Below are 22,336 nucleotides of genomic sequence, written 5' to 3'. Positions count from 1 at the left end.
TCCCGCTCTAATGCAGATTGGGTTGCGGGCCTTGGCCCTTTTCGTCGAGGACCGCGCCGCGGGCGAAGCGATCGAGCCGGAAAGCCGCGGCAGCGGAATGTGTTTCGTCGCGGGCAATCAGATGAGCGAAGCACCAGCCCGCCGCGGGCACGGCTTTGAAGCCGCCGTAGTTCCAGCCAGTGTTGAGATAGAGGCCTTCGACCGGCGTCTTGTCGATGATCGGCGAACCATCCGCCGACATGTCCATGATGCCACCCCAGTTGCGTAGAACGCGCAGGCGCCCAATCATCGGCATCAACGCCATGCCGCCTTCGCAGACATCCTTCACCGTCGGCAGATTGCCGCGCTGGGCATAGGACTTGTAGCCATCGAGATCGCCGCCGAAGACGAGGCCGCCCTTGTCGGATTGGCTGATGTAGAAATGACCAGCACCGAACGTGATGACGTTCGGAATGAGAGGCTTTAAACCTTCCGAAACGAAAGCCTGAATGACATGGCTTTCGATCGGCAGGCGCAGGCCGGCGAAGGCCGCAACGCGCGAGCTGTTGCCGGCAACGGAAAGACCGACCTTTTTGGCGCGGATGGGGCCGCGCGTCGTCTCAACGCCGGTGACGCGGCCGTTCTCGATGGTCAGGCCCGTCACTTCGCAATTCTGCACGATATCGACGCCGCGGTCGCTGGCACCGCGCGCATAACCCCAGGCAACGGCATCGTGCCGTGCCGTGCCGCCACGCTTCTGCAAAAGGCCACCTTGAATCGGGAAGCGCGCATCATCGAAATTCAGAAATGGCAGCATGGCGCGCACCTGCTCGCGGTCGAGCAAGTCCGCATCGACGCCGTGGAGCCGCATCGCATTGCCGCGCCGCGCATAGGCGTCGCGCTGGCCATCGGAATGATAGAGATTCAACACGCCGCGTTGGCTGACCATCGCATTGTAGTTGAAATCCTGCTCCAGTTTTTCCCAGAGCTTCATCGACCATTCGTAGAAGACGATATTGCCGGGCAACAGATAGTTTGAACGGATAATCGTCGTGTTGCGGCCGATATTGCCGCCGCCGATCCAGCCTTTTTCCAGCACCGCGACATTGGTGAGGCCATGCTCTTTGGCGAGATAATAGGCGGTCGAAAGACCGTGGCCGCCGCCGCCGACGATGATGGCGTCGTATTCCGGCTTGGGTTCGGCATCGCGCCACGTCGGCGTCCAGCCTTGATGGCCGGTGAAGGCGTTTTTCAGCAGGGACAAGAAGGAATAATGCATGTCGATCGCAAAGGGGCGGCGGCGCTGCGGCCTTGACTTCGGCCAGCATGGACGCGGATAAATGGAAAATCTTGTCCACGAGCGCCATTTCCATGACCAAAGGCGACATATCAGTGGGGCAGCGCGATGAGGTGCGAAAGCTGGGCTTTCTGCTGATCGACGATTTCGCGCTGATGTCATTTGCGTCCGCGATTGAGCCGTTCCGCGCTGCCAATGTGCTCGCGGGCCGCAGCCTCTACGAGTGGGTCGCGATCGGTGTCCATCGAAACGGCGCAGCCGCGTCCGCCGGACTCTTGGTGCAAACGCAGCATCTTGTGGGTGCCGATCTAGATCTCGATACGCTTTTTGTTTGCGCCGGCGGCAATCCGGCGGAATTTGCCGACGAGGCGACATTGCAATGGCTTCGGCGTCTGGCGCGCCGCGGCGTGCGGATCGGCGGCGTCTCCGGCGGCCCTTTCATTCTGGCCCGCGCCGGCCTTCTCGACGGCCACCGCTGCACCATTCACTGGGAACACGTTCCGGCTTTCCGCGAAAGCTTTCCGCAGCTCACATTACGCTGCTCGCTCTATGAGATCGACCGCGACAGGCTCACGTGCGCCGGCGGCATTGCCGCGCTCGACATGATGCATGCATTGATCGCCGCGGAGCAGGGTCGTGTGCTCGCCGACAAGGTCAGCGACTGGTTTCTGCAAACCGACATCAGGCTTGGAACGGGCGCGCAACGTCGCTCCCTGCAGGAGCGCTATGATACAGCCAATGCGCATCTCCTGACGGCGTTGGAGCTGATCGAAGGCCATGTTGAGCGCCCGATGAAAAGGCGAGCCCTGGCGCAGGCTGCCGGCATCTCCGTGCGCCAGCTCGAACGGCTCTTCGCGCACCATCTCGATACGACGCTCGACGGTCATTATCGCGAAGTCCGGCTTGAACGGGCGCGAACGCTGCTACGGCAGACGGCGATGCCGATTGCGGAAGTGGGACTTGCGAGCGGCTTTCAAAGCGCCAGCCATTTCTCCCGGCAATTCAAAGAGCGCTTCGGCCATGCGCCCCTGCAGGAGCGACCAATAAAGGTGAAAACGAAAATCAGGTCCGGTCGCGTTGATAGATGATGATCGAAAGATAGGTCATCGGCAGTTCGATCAAATTCTCCGGGCCATGCATGGCGCTCGAATCGAACAGAAGCGAATCTCCCGGCGCGAGTCGATAGACCTTATCGCCGTGGCGATAATCGACGACGCCGGTGAGCATATAGATGAACTCGCGGCCGGCGTGCTGAAACGCGGTGTAAGGCGCGGCTTCTTTCTCCAAAGTGATGAGATAAGGCTCGACCGCGATGTCACCACCCAGCGCGTGGCCGAGAAGCTGGTAGATATGCCCGACCTTGGAGCCGCGCCGCTCGATGACGACGCCTTGATCCGCCTTCACGAAAGAGCAATCGCGCTGCTCCTCGAAGGCGGCGAAGAGGGAGGTCATTGGCGCGCTCAACGCCGCGGCAATCGATTGAAGCGAGGCGAGGGAGGCCGAAATCTGCCCCGTTTCGATCTTCGACATCATGCCGGTCGAGATCTGCGCGGCGCTGGCAAGATCGGCGACCGAGAGATTGAGACGCCGCCGCAATTGCCGGATCTGGCTGCCGATCGCCCGCTCGAGGCTGCGCGCCTCTCCAGGCGGAGCGTTTGAGACCGTCAGCAGATTTTGTGCAGTGGTAGCGGAATCGTCTGCCACTGCGACGGCGTTCTTCGTCTTGCGATCCATGCTTTCGACCGGCGAATGTGAATTCGACAAGCTCTAACGATTAACTTGCGCGCAATATCAACCGCAAGGTACGACGCACCTTGGTGCCGATATTTTTACATCCATCCACCGGGATAATACGGCAACGGCAAAACTTATCCAGTCAGATGCGCTTTGCCGTGCCTTTGAGCCTAGCAATCAAGCGTCGTCTCGACCTCCCATTTGCTGAGATGGCGCATATATTCGTTCCAATTGTCGGTTTTGAGCTTCACGTAAGCAGTCACGAATTCGGTGCCGAACGCCTTTTCAAAGAGCGGCGAGGCTTCGAGTGCCCGCAAGGCATCGAGCAGATTGAGCGGCAGCTTCTTGGCGCCTTCGACGAGATGGCCGTGCGTATACATATTGATGTCGAGCCGTTTGCCCGGGTCGCGCGAATGCGCGAGACCGTCGAGACCCGCTGCCAGAAGCGCCGCCTGAAGCAAATAGGGGTTGGCTGCGCCGTCGGCGAGACGGAATTCGAACCGCCCTTCTTCGGGAATCCGCACCATGTGAGTGCGGTTGTTGCCGGTATATGTGATCGTGTTCGGCGACCAGGTCGCGCCCGATAGCGTGACCGTGCCGTTGATGCGCTTGTAGCTGTTGGCCGTCGGATTGGTCAGCGCGGTCATCGCCTCGGCGTTGGCGAGAATGCCGGCGAGGAAATGGTAGCCAAGCTTCGAGACGCCGAGTTCGCCCTTCGGATCCTCGAAGACGTTCTCGTCCTTCTTCCAAAGCGAAACGTGTGCGTGACAGCCGTTGCCGGTGAGGTTCGAGAAGGGCTTTGGCATGAAGGTCGCGCGCAGCCCATGCTTTTCGGCGATCGACTTCACCATGTATTTGAAGAACGAATGTCGATCGGCCGTCACAAGCGCATCGTCGTAATTCCAGTTCATTTCGAACTGGCCGTTGGCGTCTTCATGATCGTTTTGATAGGGCTTCCAGCCCAATTCGAGCATGCTGTCGCAGATTTCCGCGATCACATCAAAACGGCGCATCAAAGCCGTCTGATCGTAGCAGGGCTTGGCCTGGAAATCGCTGGGATCTGAAATACAATCGCCAGCCGGCGAGATGAGGAAAAATTCGCATTCCACGCCGGATTTCATTTGCAGGCCCTGTTCGGCCGCGGCGGCGATTTGACGGCGTAGAACGTTGCGTGGCGCCTGTTCGACTTCCTTGCCGTCCATCCAGGGATTGCCGGCGAGCCAGCCGACTTCTTTTTTCCACGGTAATTGGATGAGGCTGTCGGGATCCGGGATCACGAACGTATCGGGGTCGGCTGGCGTCATATCAAGCCAGGTAGCAAATCCCGCAAACCCTGCGCCGTTCTTGGCCATGGCGGTGATGGCTTCCGTCGGCACAAGCTTGGAGCGCTGCGTGCCGAACAGATCGGTAAACGAGATCAGAAAGTATTTGATGCCGCGATCTTTCGCGATCTTCTCGAGATCTTTTGACATGTCCTTTTCCTATCCCAAGCTTGGGTTATTAGCGTTCAGCTCGCCTCGTTTTGTCGCTCCGGGCAAGGCGTGAATGTCGATCGGCGCGCATGCACCGCAGGCACGATTTCTGCAAAGACGGGATATCAAGGCCGGCATTAGCCGCCACTTCCACAGGACTGATTTCGTCGAACCAGTGAAGGGCGATTCCTGGATGTCAGGAACCGAGCGATGCAGCGCATATACTATTGATCTCCTCCGTTATCACACGGTATTGGCAAAAATTATTCCCGTCAACTAAAGGGAACTAATTTTTCGTCACAGGAAATTATTGGTATTTGCCGCTTTGGGAGCCAGGAGGGAGTCACATGGCCTCGCCGTTAGTTCCATTCTGCGCGAGAGCAGATTGCATGCCTGTTGCAGGTACACCTCCGACGACAAGGTAGACGGGCGGCTCGGCCAAGCGACGCACGCGGTAAGGTTCCTGTTCCCAGAAGAAATGCGCAATCAGCCAATGAAGTGGCGGCGGCGCCCCCATGACGATGGCGCCTGGCCTACGCCGTTTGGCCTCGGCCAAAATCCGTCCTGATGCATTGCGCGTACCGACGACAGCGGCCGTGGCTTCAACGCCGCGCTGCTGCAATTGGTGCAATATTTCAGCGACTCTGTCGCGCTGGGCCTGCCATTCGCGCTTGGTCGGCCTCAAACCTGGATGGGGCAGGCCGAAACTGCTGCCCCAAACGCGCGCGATCATGAGCACATGCACCGGCGCATGTGCCTTTCGCGACAGACGCGCCGTGAAGTCCAAAACCTCTGGCGTTATCGGTGCGCCCTCCGACGCTAGGAGGATGGAAGCCGGCGCGGAGTCTTGGGGGTCAGGCGGTTCCGGCGACCGGCTCCAGGGCCAGCGCCGCGCGAATTTCAATGCCATGGCGCAATCCAAACGAGGTTGATGAAAGATTCGATCAGCAGCCGCGCAGGCTGCTGATCGTCTTGATCTACGTCTCGTCCTGCTTAGGACGTCGCACGGGCTTCGATCGCCGGCTTTCGCTTGTCCTCATACCTCCGGTACCAATAGAGCGGGAGGTAAGCGAGGAGCGCTGCCCAGCCGGCCCAATAGTAGATCTCAACATTGCCGAGCTTCGAGTACCAAAGGCCGCCAAACAGCCAGAACACGAAATAAATCACCGCCAAAGCCAGGGCGACATATTTCATGAATTCCGGCAATCTGAATGGCCGCCGCAACTCGGGCTTATCTTGCCGAAGCAGAAAGTAACCGATCAGAACCGGAATGAAGGAAATCGTGTAGCCGACATTGGAAAAGCTGTAGATTTCCACCGCGCCGCCAGCCAGCACGACAAGCAGCGAACAGACAACGTTGAAGGCCATGGCGCGGGCCGGCACGCCATGTTCGTTGAGTTTCGTGAACCATGTTGGAAATTCACCGTCGAGCGCCATTTGATAGAGCGCGCGACCCGACCCCATGATGGCGTTGAGCGCGGAAAGCGCCAGCGCCACGATGAGCATCGCGGCGATGATCCAGTTTAACGCTTGTCCCGCGACGCCGGGGAATATCTTGCCGGCGAAGGTCACGAAGATCGTCTTCGGGTCCGAAAGGGCGGAGTTGGACAGCGCCTTTGCGCCGAGCACAACGATGAAGGCGATTGGGATAAGCGTGTAGATGAAAACGCCGTAGCCGCCTTCAAGGTTCATCGCGATCTTGGCGTCATGATCGGGATTGGAACACTCGCCGATATAGCAAGCGGCGGCTTCCATCGCGATCACGTTCCATGTCAGCAGGAAGCCATAGGCGATGTAGACTTCGAACCAGTTGAAACCGCTGATCGGTGAAAAGAAGCTTGTTCCGTCTACGTGTTTGAACCCGGCGAGTTCGTTGAAATGGACGACACCGGGATTGAAAATCCAGGCGACCGCAATGAACGTCAGCGGAATCATCGAAAGCAAAGCCAGCACCGTGGCGAAGGCAGCACCGAACTTGATTCCCCGGTACGCCGGAATGAAGAACAGCAGGATGCCGATCACCGAGATGACCAATGTCGACCAGGCGATGAACGTATGGATTGGGGTGAAGCCGGCCGTCGTGTTGAAACCAAAACGGTCGGCGAGATAGGCGGCCGCCAGGATCACGTTGAGCGGCGCGACGGGGAACCAGCCAAGCCAATAAGCCCAGGCCGTAAAGCCGTTGACGTGCTTGGCGAATTTTGGCCATCGGGACACGAAGGCCGGGTAGGCATACGACGGCGATCCGCCGGTGCGCTCCGGCATCATCGCCGCAAGTTCGGCAAGGAAGAGGCAGAGCAACCAACCCGTCAGCGTGATGAAGACGGTGATCGGAATCGACGAAGCGCCGAGCGAGGTGACCATCACTGGCGCGATGCCCGTCACCAGAATGGTGCCGGCCAAGCCGATGACGAAAGCGCCCCACCATCCGGTCTCGCGTTTTAGTCCACCGGCACTGTAGCCCAAGTGATCGGTTGCATGAATATCTATGCTTTGATCAGACTGAATTGTCATTGGTCTCGCGCTCCTTGGTTGCCGGCGCCGAGATGTTTTTATTTTTCATACGATCGAGCGTGCCTTGTTAGGCACGTGCCAACCGCGATGCTGTTTTTTTATTCATCGCGGAATTGCAGACGTCTCGATACCGGCTTTTTGCTTATGTCGTTTCCTCACGACGTCAGGATGCTTCGAAAAATCATTCCCGTAAAGAAACTCTTTTTCCAAAATGAAATTTTGTGGGCGTGCGCCCATTTCATTGCCTATTTACGATGCAATTTGCCGCGATGTTTGACAGCTTTCATTTGCGCTTCGCAATGCAGCGCAGTTTTCGCATTGCGGTTTTTGCATCGCACAGCGATCAGCGAAGAACTGCGCGCTTTCAAACAGGCGTTTCGTTTTCGACTCGGCCATTGCTGAATCAGAGCAGCGCGTAGGTAAAGATCGCGAGTCGAAGCGCGTGAGAGTCGAGCGCAACATGATACGCGCAACGAGATCAAGCGGTGATCAAAAACTCTCTTGGCAAGCGCGGCCGCGCACCCGGAACTTTCACCCTTGCCTCCAGTTGCAGGTGCGACTGAATGCAAGGAGCTCAAAATGCGGACCGTTCCTGTTTTATCGATTTTTCTTCTACTGAGCGTGCCAGTGCTAGGTTCATCCGTGGAGGCCCAGTCGCTGACTGAAAAGACCGGCATAAACTCTTTGATCGGCAGGGCGGCATCGACTCAGGATTTCGTGACGGAAGCTGGCATCAGCGACATGTTCGAGATTCAATCGAGCAAGCTGGCGCTGGATAAGGTCAGCGACGATGCGACGAAGACGTTCGCCCGGCATATGATCACAGATCACAGCAAGACCACCGCTAAACTGGAAGATCTGATCGATTCAGGCAAAGTCAAAGCGAAACCGCCGACCGTGCTCGACAATTCGCATCAATCCTTGCTCGATAAGCTCAAGTCGCTGAGCGGCGCGGATTTCAGAAAAGAATATCTCGACGATCAGGTCAAAGGGCATAAAGATGCCGTTGACCTTTTCAAGCGCTATTCCAAGGGCGGAACGAACCCCGATCTCAAGCAATTTGCCGACAGCGTTTTGCCGACGATCGAGCGCCATCTCGACATGGCGCAAAATCTCGACAAGTAAAGAACTCGTTTTTCCGTTTATTTGCGTGATATAAGGCCTCACGAATTTCGTGAGGCCTTTATGCTCGCTGCTGATGACGAAATCCTTCGGACCGCGCTCGCGTGGCACGCGCAAAGTGTCCAGGTTGCCATTGCGACCGTTGTCGAGACGTGGGGGTCGGCGCCGCGCCCGATCGGCAGTCAATTGGTCATCGGGAGTGATGGCCGTTTTGTCGGGTCGGTCTCGGGAGGTTGTATCGAGGCAGACATTATCACCGAAGCGCTCGATGTTATCGCGGATGGCCAGCCAAGACTGCGCGAGTTTGGCGTTAGCGATGAAACGGCATGGCGCGCCGGTCTGTCGTGCGGTGGCCGCATAAAAATTTTCGTCGAGCGCGTTGACTGATGCGTGCCGCCCTTCTCGCCGAAATGAACGCCGAACGTGAGTCACGCCACGCGTCCATACTCGCTACCGATATTGCGACGGGCGCACAGCGTCTCATCCGCGACACGGAGGTTGATGGCGATCCGCTCGCGCCGCAATTGCGTGAGCAGCTCCGTCTTGGCAAGAGTGCATTAGTTGAAAGCGGGGATTCGACATATTTTCTGCGCGTGCGCGTGCCCACGCTGCGCATGGTCGTTATCGGCGCGGTTCATATCGCGCAAGGCCTGACGCCCATCGCGCGTCTTGCCGGCTACGACGTCACGGTAATCGATCCGCGCAGTGCCTTTGCCACGCCGGAAAGGTTTGAAGATTGCGAAGTGATCGCGCAATGGCCGCAAGACGTATTTGCGACGCGTCCGGTCGATCGCTACACCGCGATGGTGGTGCTCTCGCATGTGCCCGATATCGACGATGAAGGTATCAAGGCGGCGTTCACAGGCGAATGTTTCTATGTCGGTGCACTCGGCTCGCGCAAAACCAACGCTGCGCGGCTTGAGCGTTTGCGGACGCAGAATGTTCCCGAGGCTGCGCTGGCGCGAATCCATGCGCCTGTCGGCCTCGACATTGGCGCCGTGGGTGCGACGGAGATCGCGATTGCGATCATCGCGGAGGTGATCGCGGCGCGACGGCAAAAGCCGCTGCGGTCGGAACAGGGCGCGTGAACAAAATCGCCGCGATTATTCTTGCGGCTGGCCGCTCGACGCGTTTCGGAGACGACAGGTCGACGACAAAGCTCGTAGCTCAATTCGGCGGCGCAGCGCTCGTGCACCGTGTAGCCGAAGCAGCACTTGCGTCGCACGCGTTTCCAGTCATCGTCGTGACGGGCCTGGCCAGGGACGCGATAGCGGCGGCGCTCAAGGATTGCGACGTGAGGCTTGTCGATGCGCCGGATTATGCCGCAGGACTCTCGCAATCGTTGCGGGCGGGCGTCGCCGCCGTGCCAGCTGATGCCGGCGGCGCGATCGTTTTGCTTGCCGACATGCCGCTGATTACACCAACGCTGATCGATGCTTTGATTGCGACATTCGAGGCGGCGCCGAATGCCACGGCAGTCGTTCCAACCTATGCCGGCCGTCGTGGCAATCCGGTCCTTCTCGCGCGGACGCTTTTTGCTACGGTTGCAAAGCTCGATGGCGACCGCGGCGCCGGGAAAATTCTTGCGGAGATTGAAGGCGTCGTCGAATGTCCCGTGTGGGACGAGTCAATTTTCGCCGACGTCGATACGCCGGACGATCTGCGCCATCTCGCCGATTCCCGGGATTAATGACGAGTTGAAATGTCAAATAGGTTGCCGCAATCTTCGCCCAAGTCCAAGCTCCTATAAGTGAAGCAAGCTCCTATGAGTGAAGATGGAGCGGAGCCGGTCGTGCCCCGCCACGCAAAGAGTCACGTATGATCGATTTCATCACCACCGCGCCACTCTGGGCACAGACCTTTTGGATTCTGATTGTGCCGACAATCATCTTTATGTTCGGACCACTCGTCGTCCGGCGGTTTGTGGCCCTTGAGAGCCTTTCCACGAACAATGAGGTCGCCGGGTTCAAATTCGCGACCGTCGGCGTGTTGTATGCCGTGCTTCTCGCCTTCTCGATCATCATTGTGTGGGAAAAATTCAACGACGCCGAGTCGACCGTCGAGCGGGAGGCAGCCGCTGCGGCAACCATTTATCATTTGGTTCCGGGCCTCGATCCCGCACAGGCCGTCGCGACGCGCAATGCCCTGACCGTTTATTTGAAATCGATCGTCACCGAAGAATGGTCGGCGATGGAGCAGGGGCGGGCGAATCGATCGACCTGGACGGATCTCGGCAACATTTACGTAGCGCTGCTGACGAATGACCGGACTGCGAAAGGCGACGCAACGGTCAAAGCCGAAATTTTCAATCAGCTTAATACATTGACACAGGCGCGGCGGACGAGGCTGCGCGCGGCCGAAGGTGACGTGCCAGGGCCTCTTTGGATCGTTCTCTTCGGTGGCGCGGTTCTGACGATCGTTTTTACCTTCTTCTTCGGCACAAAAAACCTGCGCGCACAGACATTGATGACCGGCTTTTTGAGCGTGCTGATTTTCTCCGAGTTGCTGATCGCTGTCGCGCTCGACCGACCGTTCACCGGCGGGATCCGCGAATCACCGGACGCCATCGTCCACGTGCTGAACGACTTCTCACCCTAGTTCACGCTGCCGCCCCGAGGCCGTAATTCAGGCGTCCAGTTCGACGGCTTAAGAAACTCGAATCGGGGGAAAGATGCGCAAAGCTTGGCTCGTGGCCGTAGGTCTATTGATGATCGCTGTGCCGACTGCACTTGCGGCGCAGGAACGTGCGGTCGATGGAACGCTCGGGGCCGTGGCTGGTGCGGTCGTCTTCGGTCCGCTCGGCCTTATCGCGGGGGCTGCGGTCGGCGCGACGGCTGGGCCTGGCATCGCGTCAAGCTGGGGTTTGCGACACCATCATCATTATCGTCGTGTCCGCTACGTCAGACATGAGCATTAGGATGGATAGATCGGCGTCACCGAAACTTATTGCGAATCATACCAGCCTTGATCGTGCCGTCCGCCACATTGACGGCGCGTCAGGCAAACGCAGCGCCCGCTTTCGTCGCAAACGGGCTTGCGATCTGCGCTGCAAGGATATTCGCGGCCATCATAGCCACGCATCGCACCGCCGCAGGCACCTTCCCAATATTGCGCTTTCGCCGGCGAATAGGCGGCGAAACAAACCAGCGCAAAGATGGCGGCCGCGATGATTCTCAAGCCCATTATTCCATCCCATAGCTGGTGCCGGTTGCAGGAATCGAACCCGCGACCTACTGATTACAAATCAGTTGCTCTACCAACTGAGCTAAACCGGCATTCTCGCTGCGGTGTCCCAGATGCAGGGAGCTAACAGCGTCGGCCCGCGCTGGCAATGGCGTCTGCGGCCAAAAATCTTAAGTAAAGCTTCACCAAATTGCGAAAAATTGAGGAAGTGTCGCGTTCTTGCCGATGTCCGCATCGGGCATTGGCCGCATCCTTGCCGTAATGGCGGCCTAGCTTCGCCGAGAGTGCCGGTCGGTAGGCCACCAGAGACGTTTGCCTGTGCGAGCGAGTCCCTCTGGATCGACGGTCAAAAGGTTCTAGAGCGTCGTGCGGCGCGCTTTCGGAGGGGAGAAATGTCGGATCAAGTGAAGTCTGCGTTGAAGTCGGGCGTCGCGCTCGCACTTGCCGCAGGGCTTGTAACTGCCGTCGCTCTGCCGGCTCAAGCTGGTGGGGACGGGGGCGCTTTCGCGGCCGGTCTGATTGGCGGCGCCGCTCTTGGCGTCATTGCGGGCAGCGCTGCTGCCGCCGCGGCACCGCCGCCGCCTCCACCACCGCCGCCAGGCTATTACGCGCCGGCCTACGCGGGCGGGCCCTATCCGCCGCCCCCGCCGCCGCCGCGCTGCTGGTATGAGCCGCAGCAGGTTTGGGATGGCTATGCCAACGCCTATGTCGTCCGGCGCGTCCGGGTCTGCCAATAAATCAACTGATTCTGTGCTCTAGGCGCGTCCTGGCCGGTCGAAAGCTGGACCCGGGGGCTTTGGCGCGTTAATCCTCTTGTTTCCGTTAATGGTTTCTTAACCTTTGGCGGATGCGAGGGAGCGTGGCATGCGCATCAAGGTTCTTCTGTTTTTCGTCCTGGCTGGGTTTTGCTCGGCTGGCCCCGCCGCCGCGGCGTCCAGATTTGTTGTCTTGTCGGCGGCTCATGGCTTTTCCATTCCGCGCATCGGCCATGGCGCCGTGCTGCACAGCCGTTCGCATCGTTTCTTAGGCGGCGTTGACGGGGCTTATGATGCCTGGCTGGGTGCCGGCTACCCGATCGCGATGGACGACGATTCGACGGGGGCGCTTCCGCCGCCTCCATATCCGCCGGCGGTCTATTATCCAGCTTATTACGCCCCCCAACCGCACTGTGTCCGGCCGAAGATTATCTATCTTACGGATGAGAAGCCGGTCGCCAACCCACCGCGCATCATTTACGGGACGGCGCCGCCGCAATGCTATTGATATTTATTTCAATATCATAGGCTGCTTAATTCATATTTTGATTTAGCCGGGCAGCCGGCTACGAACCAGGGCGAGGGCGACCGCGCAGGCGTTTGATACGTTGAGGCTTTTGATGGCGCCCGGCATGTCGAGCCGGGCGAGCAGATCGCAATTCTCCCGACTCAGCCGCCGCAGGCCTTTGTCTTCCGCGCCGAGCACCAAGGCGACCGGCCGCGCCAGCGGCGCATCCGCGAGCGATACGGGGCCGTCTGAATCGAGCCCGACCCTCTGATAGCCAAGCTCGCCCAATTCTTCGAGCGCACGGGCCAGATTGACGACGCTGACGATGGCGACATGCTCCAGGCCGCCCGAAGCGGCTTTGGCCAGGGTGCCGGTAAATTCCGGCGAGTGACGCTCGGTGGTCACCAGCGCATCTACGCCGAAGGCCGCGGCGGTGCGCACGATGGCGCCGACATTATGCGGGTCGGTAATCTGATCAAGCACCAGAACGATGCCGCTTTTCGATTCGATGTCATCGAGATCGCGGGCAGGGAGCGGCTCGGCCTCAAGCATGACGCCCTGGTGGACCGCCTCGCCGCCGAGGCGGCGATTCATATCTTCAGGCGCGACGATCTGCGGCACGATGCCCGCAGCTTCGCATTCTGCCGCGAGCCGCGCGGCTGCTGCGGGCGTCGCGAAAAGCCGAAGCGCCCGCCGCCGTTTGGTCCGCAAGGCCTCGCGCACCGCGTGGAAGCCATAGAGAACGGCAACCTGCGAGGAGGGCCGCCGGAACGACGGCGCGGCGCTTGCGGCCTCTCTGCTGCCCGGGCCGTGGGGTCTTCGCGGCGGCGGACGGGTGCCGGTTTTTTCCGGGCCGCGATGGCGGCCGGCATCGGAATGGGGAGGCTTTTTGCGCAAGGCCTTATCCTAATTGGGTGGCGTGCCTCGCAGGGGTTGACGAAGCGCCGCCGACTTTCCATAAGCGCCCGATCAACGCGCGCAAAGCTGCCTGCTGGCCGCGGCTGTGCGGGGGAGTGTCCCGAGTGGCAAAGGGGGCGGACTGTAAATCCGCTGGCTATGCCTTCGTAGGTTCGAGTCCTACCTCCCCCACCAATTTGCCCCACCAATTTGATTTTTCACTTATTTCTAATGGCGAGGACGCTAGAATCGCGTCCCGCACCTCCTTAGCAAATCTCAGAGGATATGGATCGCCCGTGAATGAAGACCATCACCATAGACATACGCGGCGGACCGAGGCACCTCGCCGCGACTGGCGGCGCATTCATCATTCGCCGTGGTTTTGGGTCGGCGCTGTCATGTTCGTGGCCGCGATCGGGATCTACGTTTGGTCGGACGATCTCGCCTGGCGTCCGCGAATTGAACATCGGTGAGGCCAAGCCCTGACGACAGAGTCAGCTTGGCGCAAGAATAGGGGAGCATTCTCTCATCCAGAAAATACTGGTTACAATTATCCTCAAACTTATTGCGCGCTTTAGCCCCGTTCGGCCATGAAGGCCCAGCGGGGCGTTCTTTATCCTGCTGATGGCTGACGACCCTCAGAAAGCCGATCGCACGACTTCGCTCGGCTATTTCCACCCGCCACCGGGCAGTCGGCCATGGTACGGCGTGTCGCGGCAATGGCCCCAAGGTCCGCGCCAATATCCCGGAGGGCAGCTGTTCCAGTTCCCTTGATACACGCCCCAGTATCCACCCGGGTAAGGCCCATACCCAAAGCGATGACAGTAGCCGCCTGGACCCCGGTACCAGCCATATCCGCAACCTTGCGCGGCGAGGATGATAGGCGCGCCGGAAACTCCGGCGGCGTCGGAGGCGATCGGCATCGCCTCGGATGCTGAAGCAGCCGCGACGAGAGCGGCTGCACAAGAAAGGGACAACAATAGTTTTGTCATGTGGACAGTCCTCTTAATGAGCGCTCGACGCTCATTACTTACAACTAGGACCGAGCGAAATGCCTCGCAACTAAAGCTGATAAATCTGATTAATAGATTCAATATTTCGACTACGCAACTTGATATAGACAGAGTATACCGTAGGTAAATAACTTTTTCGGTTGCTGCACTCATAGAATCTGAGGTTGCTCTAACTTGCCGTTGCCAATTATCTCTCGTCGGGCCGACGGCTGCGCGGCGTAACCAATGACGCTGCAGTCCACTTTGGACATCACGCTGTCCGTTGCAACGAATACGCTTCGCTCGAGTTAGTGCTTCGGTAGGAGGCCAAAGATGTAGGAAGCAATTACCGCTAACTCAATTATCGTCTGGTTTGTCTGGGGATTTTTCATGGCCTTGGGCTGGACGCTTGGCTGCTATGCCATGGACCGCTTGCTCGGCTATTTGCCGTGGCGGCAGCAGGCGCGGCGATGATTGCCAAAGACGTTTTTAATCTTTCAGGGCTTGTCCCCGCGCTCCAGCGCGGGCTCCAGAAATGGTCGGTTGCCGCGGCCTCAGCCGTGCCCGTGGACCAGAAAAATCTGCACCAGCGCCACTAAGGTCTCGGCAAAAATGAGAGCGACGATGATTGCCTCGAGCCGGGCGGAGCGATCGACGTCCAAAATGTCGGTGAGAGTCTGGCCGGTTTCGACAATCACATTGAGCTTTTGCGTCACCGCCTTGGCGCGCTCGTTCAGTTCATACTCGTCTTCGAGCCTGGCATAGAGCCGTTCGAGGCTGGGGTGGTCCCAAAGGATATCCGGCTTTTCCTCCACCGCGACGCGACCGGAAATCCGATGCTGCGCGATGAGCGCCTGCCCAATCAGCTTGAGCATCGAGCGCCGGTTCCAGGGCGCGCGGCCGGTGCGCGCCAGTGCGACGGCGAAGGGCTCGATCGCGTCGAAGACGCCGCCGAGCTTGTTCTCGTCGCGCGCCAGCGATACCGATTTTGCCAAAGCATCGGCGACGACAAGAAAGCGCGCGGGTGAAAGATCGGGGATTTCGACGGGGCCGCCGGGCTGGACGCGATCCTCATAATCGGCGCGGATTTCGAGCGCGGCGGTTTCTTCGTTTTTGTCGTCCGTCCGGCCGGAAATTCTTCCCGCGATTCTCTCGAGAAAGCCTTTTTCCTCGGCCGGACTCAAACCGGCAAAGACGACCACGCCGAAGCGGTAGAGCGCGATGAATTTGGTCGCGGAGAGCCGCGTCGCGAACGGCACGGTTGCGATCATGTCGCCGCGCGCAATGCCCGTGGCGTCGATACGGTCGCCAACATGGATCGCATGCGCGAGGACGCGCGTGATAGCGCTGGGGGCGCCAGCCGCGACCGGCGCCGCCCCGTCATTATCAATCGCATCGTTCTGCGTATTGTCCGACATTTTCTTGCGCCATCCAATTTCGCTGAGCTTCTGTGGTTCCGGGAGCTGGCCTGGACCGATCTTACGACGTTTGGGAGCTAAATAGAGCCAATGAAGCCACGTTATCGGCGCCGGGCCGCGCCCCATAAGGTGTGGCCATGCTGTTTGGGGGCCGGGCACGCGCCTTCACGGGTTCGAGTCGCGTCTCCTTATTTAATTTTCTCGGTATTTCGGGAATGGACTGAGTCGGGCTGCTCGATTTTTCATGTTGCAGCCTTCGCCCCAAAATCATCTGATTACAAAAGGTTTTCAAAAAGGGCGCTGGCACTGAGCCACTTCGAAGCAGGAGAGTTCGATGTTGGATGGCGTGATGCTGCTGTGGTTCCTGATGACGGGGCTGGCGCTGCTCTTCGTGGCGATCGACATTCGCTCTACGCCGGAATCACCGGTGCTGAAGTGGGGATTTTTGTTATTGACTGCCTATGCCGGGGTCGTCGGCGCATTCCTTTACGTCCTCGGTTGCCGCGAACCCTTGCCCGGTCTGCACGAACGCTACACGGCCGTGCGCTGGCGGCAGACGTTGGGCTCGACGATGCATTGCGTGGCTGGCGATGGCCTCGGCATTCTCGCCGGTGCCGTGCTTTCGAGCGTCCTCAGCCTCACGGGATTGACCGAAATCATCGTCGAATATGTTCTGGGCTTCGCTTTTGGCTGGACGATTTTCCAATCCCTGTTCATGCGCGCGACTTTGGGGGGCTCTTATCGCCGCGCTCTGGCGGCCACGTTCATCGCGGAACTGCTGTCGATGAATCTCTTGATGGCCGGAATGCTCCCGACGGTGGCGGCCCTCAGAGCGCATATTGCCTCTGCGGAGAATCCGCTGGCGCCAGCCTTCTGGTTCGTCATGTCGATGGGGCTTCTTGTCGGCTTTATTGTTGCCTATCCGATGAATTGGTGGCTGGTCGCCAACCATCTCAAACACGGGATGATGACCGTCCGTCCTGCCGCCGTGGCTGCGAACGTCATGGCCGGGATGGATATGCCGGGCGTCAAAACTGAAATGTCTATGGGGGCAGGCGGGCCTACACGGCCGTCCGTGCCGGCGATGGCCTTATTGTCATTCCTGGCGCTCATTGCGGGCGTGGTGATCAGCTTCTTTTTGCGGCACTCTTGAGCCGGTCAACGGAATTAAGCGCCCAAGGAAGGAACCGCCGGCAAGCGGCGGTCCCATCGATTTGTTAGCGGACGAAAGTCTTGCAAACTTTCACGCTATCGAGCGCCTTGCTGGCGTCGTCCCAGGACGAGAACGTCTTGTCGCTGACGACCTTCATGCCCGGATAGCCGTTATGAGACGTAACGACGGCGGCGCAATTGCCAACCGTGTCCTTGATCAGAGAGAAGCTCTCTGCAAAGGCCGGCGAAACGATAAGAGAGGCGAACAAGGCGGCCGCGATCAGCTTCTTCATGAATATGCTCCATTCCAGATTTCTCAGGCCGCGCCAACGCGCAGACCTGAAATCACTCAAATACGAATTCCGATGGAATGGACCAGCAAATTATTGTGAAAGCGGCCAAAATCCGCTCCGCGCGGCCACGATTCCTCAGAACTTGAAGAATTTTTCCCGCAGCGCGTCTTCGAGTTGATGCTTGGCGTCGATGACCTTGTTGCGCGCATCGTCTTCCTTGAAATGCGCGTCTTCCCAGGCATCCAGATCTTCGATCGATTGCGGCGCGGATGAAACCAGCGTCTCTTCTTCCCGGATGGCGGCAATCCAAGCTTCGACAGCGGCTTTATATGCGACTTGAAGTTGGTCGAGTTCGATAGCGATATCAGACATAGGGCACCTCCCGCTGCTCCTGCTTAGGTTGCGATCATGAACCTTACGTGACGCGACGAGGCTTCGCGGTTCGCTAGCCCTTCGCTGGTTTCGGCGTGCGCACGAAACAGATTGTCGGGGCGAGCGGCAGCTTCTTGCCGGAGTTCATTTGGAAGATCGTGAAACCGGCGGGACACTCGCTGGCCTTCGACCTCATGATGATGGTGGTGCGGATCGTCGTGTCTTTGTCGGCGGCGGTCTGGGCGAGGGCCGGCATGATTGCGTTCCCCAGACAAAAGATAATGCCCAGCATGACTGACGTGTGTCGCATATTATTCCTCGTTCGCGCCGCGTCTGCGAGCTTGCGCCGGCGCCGGTTGCAATGACTTTGGCGCCATAGCATAGTCCGCCGCGCGCGGGTGTAGCTCAATGGTAGAGCAGCAGCCTTCCAAGCTGAATACGAGGGTTCGATTCCCTTCACCCGCTCCAAGCAAAATCAAGTGCTTACTGCATGATGTGAAAACGGAATTTTTCCGAATTTGGTCGCAAATTCGGAAGAACCATTCAGCCTTTGTTCCGACGCCGCCTACCTTCAATGCGCGCCGCATCGGCTTGACGGACCTTCTCCAGATCGACGGGATTGTAGGTTTTGAACAGCCGGTTAGAGCGGTCGATCGAGTTGCCGAATTTCTCCGTGGAAAGGCTCGCGCCCTTCTCGTCGCCGCCGGTGAAGACTTCGATCACCCCGGACCGGCGCATGTCGCGAAGCTGCCGGAGATCTGATTTATCGACCATAGCGCGCACGGTGGCGTAGTCGCCAGCCATCCGGCTTTCGCCATACGGGACGCCGCTGCGCATGCAAAACAGGACTGTCTCCGGGTGTAGCTCGACGCCGGTGACGATCCCGCGCATCTCAAAATAGCGACGCACGAGATGATCGCCAAACTTTGAGAGCGTTCCGATAACCGGGACCCCGGTCTTTTGCCGGCCTTCCTGTGAGCGGTCCATAAAGAAGCGTCCGTTTTTCGGATCGATTGAGAGGTGTCGGCCACGGAGTGTTCGAGCATCAACCGGCGCGAAGCCGGTATCGAAAAGCACCATGATGATACAGGCGAGGCCATGATAGCCGGCACGCCACGCCGCTTTCGCGCGTACGACGACTTCGCCGTGCGATAGACGTTGGTTTCGCGGCTTCGGTTCGGTGTTGACCACTCCGATCGAGGGATCGGAAAGCGTCGTGTAGCGAAGCGCGACCATCTTCCGCCAGAATGCCCGCCATGTTTTTAAGGCCTTATGGGCCGCATCAAGGCCGCTGGCGCGCTCGATCTGCTGCCTCCACTCCGAAATATCCTCGAGAGTTACGGCGTCAGGATGCGATGTCGCGAAAATCGGTTCGATGCGCTTGACCCAGGCCTCCCACCAGATCTTATGGCGCGTCGACGGTGCCAGCCGCCTCCATTCGCTGGTCTGGACCCAGCGTTGCCACGCTTCGCCGATCGAGTCGGGGGGATAGATTTGGGCGAGGCACGTCGTCTCGCGCGCTTCCTCGCCGCGCGACTGCTGTTTTTTTGCCGGCTTGCCTTTGCGGTCTGCGTTCCATCGCTCGTAAAGGGTCCAGGCCGCCTTGCGGGCTCGATCGCAGTCTGGGCCGAGCGAGCAGGGCTTAAAGCCCATCTGCACCATGCGGCCGCGCGGCTCGAAATATCGAACACCGGCGATCACGCGGGTGTAGGGGATCTTAATCACCCTGTCTCGCTTTTCCCCCATCCCATACCCCAAGACGCGCCCTGATACTGCCTGGAGGTTCGCGCCCCGAGGTGGTCGCGGTCAAGCCGGAACGGGCATCCATCCATAATTCGACGGCTTTGCTATCGTGCATTCCGGTGTCGGGGTCCGGGCGGGGAAACCCGCGAGAATACAGGCGTTCTAGCACTTGGTCGAAGCGAGCGACCGAAAGCCCGAGGCGGCGGGCGACCTTCTCGGCCGGCATATCGCGGGGGTCGACGCGAAAACGCAGCACGCTTAGAGCCTCCCATCGCGCCGGCCGCAGACGCAACGAACTTTTGTGCCAGCAGACTCTGTGAGCTCAACCTCGCTCATTGGGACGGTTCCCCCGAATTGAACCAAAGCCTTCGCGGCGGCGCTTCCATAGTCGGACCCTTTTTCATGACGAGAACGCTGTAGAGAATCACCCGATCTTTGGCGGCGTCGACGTGAGCAGATTGATCGCGGCGATCTCGGCTTTCTGATCCGCCTCGGCGTGGTCTTTGATACGTTTGTTCGCATTGTTCAGCGCACGGATATAGAAATGCTCATACGCTTTCGGATCCTGCGAAGCTTTCTCAAGCTCTAACAACGCTCCCTTGCTCAATGCTTCGCCAATGAGACTTATGGCCATATCAACCGCCTCGTTCGCCGAGATTTGGGATCGCGCGCGGTTATCAATGCCCGCAACGAAGATGGCACTTGCCGTAGAAGAGAACATCTCGGCCTGCTTCTCACGGGGGAGGCCGGTCCGTTCTTCGATTGAGGCGTCTTTCTTCTGCTCAGGCATGATTTTAGTCCTTCTGGTTGCCAAGATGCTGCGGCGGAAAAGGGGAATGAGACCGAGAAGGCACATTCAGATGAACACGCGGCTCAGCCGGGGGCGGACGAACAGTCGTGGAGCTTCCGACATTACCGTGTTGCGCCAGCGGCCTTCCTTCGAGCGTGCCGAGCGGGCCATGCGGTTTTTCTCCACGGTGGTGCTCGGTCGAAGCCCGAGCCGGCGTCGCGGCAACAGGAAGACGATTTCCGCCGGTTGCGGCCACGGCGTCATAGCGGTCGACGGCGGCGGCCACCAAACTCTGCGGAGGCAAGGCCTGGGTCGGTTCGGGGTTGGCGGTCGCCGAGGCCGGAACCTGGGTGAAGGACGAGTGAAGGTGGGGTGCGTAAACTGCGTCGTCGGAAGCAACTACGGCATCGCCGGCGATCAACTTTTGCTTGGTCAGATCCTGTTTCGTTGCCTCGATGGCAACCGCGGCACCACCGCCAATCGGTCCCGAATTTGGGTCCGGCGGCGGCGGGGTGGCCAGAGAACCGCCTTCTGCGTCATCGGGCGGAGATTCTTTCTGGGCCTCGGCCGACTTGCGGTCCTTTGACGCCGCAATACCGTCGCGGAGATCGCCGGTCGCAACCGATTCGCGCCGCGCATGGATGGCGGGGCTCGGTTCGCTGGTGACAATCACCGGGACGGGGACTTCGCCCCGCGCCCGCGGATAGGACGGCGCGAGGATTGGATCGTATGAAATGTCCAAGACGTCCCGTTCGCCCGCGACATCGTGCTGATCGTCAAGGCTTGGTTCTACGCGTTCGACGGCGATCGTGCCCCCGCCACTTAGCGGGTCCAGCTTCGGGGCGGGGGGCGCCGACGCCGGCAACGCGCCGTCCTCGCCATCGTCGTTAGGCGGCGTTTTCTTCGTCGCTTCGGCGGTTTTGCGCTCCTTCGCAGCGGCGATGCCAGCGCGCTGGCGGGCGTTGCGGGCGGTGTGCTCGGCTTGCACCTCGGTTTGGCGGTTTTGAAACTCAGGCGGGGCGACCAGGCCGTTAAGCGCCATAGCCAGGAGGAGTTTATCGCGCTCCTCAGGCCCGGCAACGTGCTGGAGCTGCTCGCAGACGCGGGCAATGTGGTCGAGCGGCGCAAACATTAACAATTCACCCAGCACATTAATTAGGCGGGTCCGCGCCGCGGGGAACTTTAGGGCAAAGGCCATTTCTGTCTCCAAAACCTTCGTGGGATGCGCGAATCGAGCGCCTACATCATACCACTAAACGTTTAGTGAGTTGGAGTCAACCATTTGCGTCTTAATCTGATGGTGCGTTACATTGAATGACTTGGTTATATGCGGGGGGAGGCATGCCTTTAACGTCTGGCGAACTTATAGAACTGGTGGCCAAACTCACGGACGTACCGGCGAAGACAGTCGCGCTTCATGCGCGGAATCTACGTCTCGCGGGCCGCTTGACGACCGGGGGCCGCGGACCGAGCGCTCCGCACATGACGACAGCCGATGCGGCAAGGCTGCTGATCGCGACCGCCATGAGTGACTTGGTGTTGCAATCTGTTGAAACGATTCAAATGGCCGACAGTCTGCGCAGTGGCATCCCAGAACTCTCTGGGAAGGAACATTATTTTCTCGATCATAACCCGGGGCGTCCATCGTCCGGGGCTTTGTTTGCAAATAGCTGCCGGAGACTGCTCTTCACAACATTTGGTGAAGCCGTCAAAAACCTTATCGAGGCCGCGGGACAAACCAACCCTCTGTTGCTTGAAGTCTACACCGATTCAGGACAGCCTTATGAAATCATGCACCCGGGCATTTTGGTTCTGGCTAAGATGGTGCCCGAAAAGGGAAAACGTGTAATTCGGAGCGCGAATATTGTCTTAGGTTATGGCTCTGAATTCGAAATCAAGGCCGATTACGTAATTCCGAAATCCATGCGTTTGCGCCGCCACGACGTGCATTCCCATCTCAAGCGTACCGAGGAGCTGGATGAGTTTCCAATTATGAAGTTAGGAAGCGCGCTAATCTCGGCGGTGAGCGAAACACCCGGCTGAATGCCGCGAGCGTCGCCGCCCGCTGATCGAGCGAAGCTGAGCATTAAAAGTTCTCGTCAGCTAAAAGTCCTT

25 protein-coding genes and 3 tRNA genes are annotated in these 22,336 nt (G+C 59.1%); 13 read left to right on the top strand and 15 right to left on the bottom strand.

The features are described from left to right. Positions 1–7 precede the first annotated feature (7 nt). Entirely contained in the window at positions 8–1,258 is a 1,251-nt protein-coding gene (locus WDN02_RS16965) for a sarcosine oxidase subunit beta family protein (RefSeq protein WP_337294605.1), read from the bottom strand. 92 nt (positions 1,259–1,350) lie between these two features. Between WDN02_RS16965 and WDN02_RS16960 the strand changes: the two genes are divergently transcribed. After that, positions 1,351–2,364, top strand: a complete 1,014-nt coding sequence (locus WDN02_RS16960) for a GlxA family transcriptional regulator (protein ID WP_337294604.1) — start codon at positions 1,351–1,353, stop codon at positions 2,362–2,364. Here WDN02_RS16960 and WDN02_RS16955 read toward each other — a convergent pair. The 4 genes from WDN02_RS16955 to WDN02_RS16940 form a co-directional block, all read right to left on the bottom strand. Next, positions 2,339–3,010, bottom strand: a complete 672-nt coding sequence (locus tag WDN02_RS16955) for an XRE family transcriptional regulator (protein ID WP_337294603.1) — start codon at positions 3,008–3,010, stop codon at positions 2,339–2,341. The two genes, WDN02_RS16960 and WDN02_RS16955, sit on opposite strands and share 26 nt — an antisense overlap. 170 nt (positions 3,011–3,180) lie before the next feature. Beyond that, on the bottom strand, positions 3,181–4,482 hold the full coding sequence (gene glnT, locus WDN02_RS16950; RefSeq protein ID WP_337294602.1) for a type III glutamate--ammonia ligase: 1,302 nt from the start codon (positions 4,480–4,482) through the stop codon (positions 3,181–3,183). Positions 4,483–4,825: 343 nt separating this feature from the next. Beyond that, a complete protein-coding gene (locus tag WDN02_RS16945; RefSeq protein ID WP_337294601.1) occupies positions 4,826–5,392 on the bottom strand; it encodes a universal stress protein in 567 nt (188 codons plus the stop codon). Between the two features lie 83 nt (positions 5,393–5,475). Beyond that, positions 5,476–6,996, bottom strand: a complete 1,521-nt coding sequence (locus tag WDN02_RS16940; RefSeq protein WP_337294600.1) for an APC family permease — start codon at positions 6,994–6,996, stop codon at positions 5,476–5,478. A 579-nt stretch (positions 6,997–7,575) separates the two neighbouring features. Between WDN02_RS16940 and WDN02_RS16935 the strand changes: the two genes are divergently transcribed. The 6 genes from WDN02_RS16935 to WDN02_RS16910 all read left to right on the top strand — a co-directional run bounded on the left by WDN02_RS16935 (position 7,576) and on the right by WDN02_RS16910 (position 11,035). Then, positions 7,576–8,121: a DUF4142 domain-containing protein gene (locus tag WDN02_RS16935; protein WP_337294599.1), complete on the top strand. Its 546-nt coding sequence runs from the start codon at positions 7,576–7,578 to the stop codon at positions 8,119–8,121. A gap of 60 nt (positions 8,122–8,181) precedes the next feature. Then, positions 8,182–8,505, top strand: a complete 324-nt coding sequence (locus tag WDN02_RS16930) for an XdhC family protein (protein ID WP_337294598.1) — start codon at positions 8,182–8,184, stop codon at positions 8,503–8,505. Continuing rightward, positions 8,505–9,206, top strand: a complete 702-nt coding sequence (locus WDN02_RS16925) for an XdhC family protein (protein WP_337294597.1) — start codon at positions 8,505–8,507, stop codon at positions 9,204–9,206. The genes WDN02_RS16930 and WDN02_RS16925 overlap by 1 nt, the downstream gene beginning before the upstream one ends. After that, on the top strand, positions 9,203–9,808 hold the full coding sequence (locus tag WDN02_RS16920; RefSeq protein WP_337294596.1) for a nucleotidyltransferase family protein: 606 nt from the start codon (positions 9,203–9,205) through the stop codon (positions 9,806–9,808). Before WDN02_RS16925 ends, WDN02_RS16920 begins: the two co-directional genes overlap by 4 nt. Positions 9,809–9,936: 128 nt before the next feature. Continuing rightward, positions 9,937–10,716: a DUF4239 domain-containing protein gene (locus tag WDN02_RS16915; RefSeq protein ID WP_337294595.1), complete on the top strand. Its 780-nt coding sequence runs from the start codon at positions 9,937–9,939 to the stop codon at positions 10,714–10,716. Positions 10,717–10,789: 73 nt separating this feature from the next. After that, on the top strand, positions 10,790–11,035 hold the full coding sequence (locus WDN02_RS16910) for a hypothetical protein (RefSeq protein ID WP_337294594.1): 246 nt from the start codon (positions 10,790–10,792) through the stop codon (positions 11,033–11,035). A 26-nt stretch (positions 11,036–11,061) separates the two neighbouring features. Here WDN02_RS16910 and WDN02_RS16905 read toward each other — a convergent pair whose 3' ends face one another. Both WDN02_RS16905 and WDN02_RS16900 read right to left on the bottom strand, forming a co-directional pair. Then, positions 11,062–11,301, bottom strand: a complete 240-nt coding sequence (locus tag WDN02_RS16905; protein WP_337294593.1) for a hypothetical protein — start codon at positions 11,299–11,301, stop codon at positions 11,062–11,064. A gap of 16 nt (positions 11,302–11,317) precedes the next feature. Beyond that, a tRNA-Thr gene (locus tag WDN02_RS16900) sits at positions 11,318–11,393 on the bottom strand. 300 nt (positions 11,394–11,693) lie between these two features. On the opposite strand from WDN02_RS16900, the gene WDN02_RS16895 reads away from it, so the two are divergent. Together WDN02_RS16895 and WDN02_RS16890 are read left to right on the top strand one after the other, a co-directional pair. Next, positions 11,694–12,038: a hypothetical protein gene (locus WDN02_RS16895; RefSeq protein WP_337294592.1), complete on the top strand. Its 345-nt coding sequence runs from the start codon at positions 11,694–11,696 to the stop codon at positions 12,036–12,038. A 127-nt stretch (positions 12,039–12,165) separates the two neighbouring features. Beyond that, positions 12,166–12,564 carry a hypothetical protein gene (locus WDN02_RS16890; RefSeq protein ID WP_337294591.1) on the top strand — a complete coding sequence of 133 codons (399 nt, stop codon included), beginning with the start codon at positions 12,166–12,168 and terminating at the stop codon, positions 12,562–12,564. A gap of 42 nt (positions 12,565–12,606) precedes the next feature. Here WDN02_RS16890 and rlmB read toward each other — a convergent pair whose 3' ends face one another. Next, positions 12,607–13,461: a 23S rRNA (guanosine(2251)-2'-O)-methyltransferase RlmB gene (gene rlmB, locus WDN02_RS16885; protein WP_337294590.1), complete on the bottom strand. Its 855-nt coding sequence runs from the start codon at positions 13,459–13,461 to the stop codon at positions 12,607–12,609. Between the two features lie 110 nt (positions 13,462–13,571). Here rlmB and WDN02_RS16880 point away from each other — a divergent pair. After that, positions 13,572–13,656, top strand: a tRNA-Tyr gene (locus WDN02_RS16880). A 1,351-nt stretch (positions 13,657–15,007) separates the two neighbouring features. Here WDN02_RS16880 and WDN02_RS16875 read toward each other — a convergent pair. Then, positions 15,008–15,871 carry an RMD1 family protein gene (locus tag WDN02_RS16875; protein ID WP_337294589.1) on the bottom strand — a complete coding sequence of 288 codons (864 nt, stop codon included), beginning with the start codon at positions 15,869–15,871 and terminating at the stop codon, positions 15,008–15,010. 334 nt (positions 15,872–16,205) lie between these two features. Here WDN02_RS16875 and WDN02_RS16870 point away from each other — a divergent pair, with 334 nt between their 5' ends. After that, positions 16,206–17,024 carry a DUF4396 domain-containing protein gene (locus WDN02_RS16870; RefSeq protein ID WP_337294588.1) on the top strand — a complete coding sequence of 273 codons (819 nt, stop codon included), beginning with the start codon at positions 16,206–16,208 and terminating at the stop codon, positions 17,022–17,024. A 64-nt stretch (positions 17,025–17,088) separates the two neighbouring features. On the opposite strand, the gene WDN02_RS16865 is transcribed toward WDN02_RS16870, so the two are convergent. The 3 genes from WDN02_RS16865 to WDN02_RS16855 form a co-directional block, all read right to left on the bottom strand. Then, the gene (locus WDN02_RS16865; protein ID WP_337294587.1) at positions 17,089–17,316 is read right to left on the bottom strand and encodes a hypothetical protein; all 228 of its coding nucleotides are present in this window, start codon (positions 17,314–17,316) and stop codon (positions 17,089–17,091) included. 135 nt (positions 17,317–17,451) lie between these two features. Next, positions 17,452–17,688: a hypothetical protein gene (locus WDN02_RS16860; RefSeq protein WP_337294586.1), complete on the bottom strand. Its 237-nt coding sequence runs from the start codon at positions 17,686–17,688 to the stop codon at positions 17,452–17,454. A gap of 73 nt (positions 17,689–17,761) precedes the next feature. Next, positions 17,762–17,944, bottom strand: coding sequence for a hypothetical protein (locus WDN02_RS16855; protein WP_337294585.1), 183 nt, complete (start codon positions 17,942–17,944; stop codon positions 17,762–17,764). Between the two features lie 138 nt (positions 17,945–18,082). Here WDN02_RS16855 and WDN02_RS16850 point away from each other — a divergent pair. Further along, a tRNA-Gly gene (locus tag WDN02_RS16850) sits at positions 18,083–18,156 on the top strand. A 75-nt stretch (positions 18,157–18,231) separates the two neighbouring features. Here WDN02_RS16850 and WDN02_RS16845 read toward each other — a convergent pair. The 3 genes from WDN02_RS16845 to WDN02_RS16835 all read right to left on the bottom strand — a co-directional run bounded on the left by WDN02_RS16845 (position 18,232) and on the right by WDN02_RS16835 (position 21,419). Further along, positions 18,232–19,434, bottom strand: a complete 1,203-nt coding sequence (locus tag WDN02_RS16845) for a hypothetical protein (RefSeq protein WP_337294584.1) — start codon at positions 19,432–19,434, stop codon at positions 18,232–18,234. A 421-nt stretch (positions 19,435–19,855) separates the two neighbouring features. Next, positions 19,856–20,287 carry a hypothetical protein gene (locus WDN02_RS16840; RefSeq protein WP_337294583.1) on the bottom strand — a complete coding sequence of 144 codons (432 nt, stop codon included), beginning with the start codon at positions 20,285–20,287 and terminating at the stop codon, positions 19,856–19,858. Then, a complete protein-coding gene (locus WDN02_RS16835; RefSeq protein ID WP_337294582.1) occupies positions 20,226–21,419 on the bottom strand; it encodes a hypothetical protein in 1,194 nt (397 codons plus the stop codon). Before WDN02_RS16835 ends, WDN02_RS16840 begins: the two co-directional genes overlap by 62 nt. 284 nt (positions 21,420–21,703) lie before the next feature. Between WDN02_RS16835 and WDN02_RS16830 the strand changes: the two genes are divergently transcribed. Beyond that, complete coding sequence (locus WDN02_RS16830; RefSeq protein WP_337294581.1) at positions 21,704–22,264, top strand: hypothetical protein; 561 nt, start codon at positions 21,704–21,706, stop codon at positions 22,262–22,264. Positions 22,265–22,336: the final 72 nt, after the last annotated feature.

The organism is Methylovirgula sp., from assembly GCF_037200945.1.
Classification (GTDB): Bacteria; Pseudomonadota; Alphaproteobacteria; order Rhizobiales; family Beijerinckiaceae; genus Methylovirgula.
The sequence above is the reverse complement of the archived record's forward strand: the minus strand, read 5'-3'. Positions and strand labels throughout refer to the sequence as shown.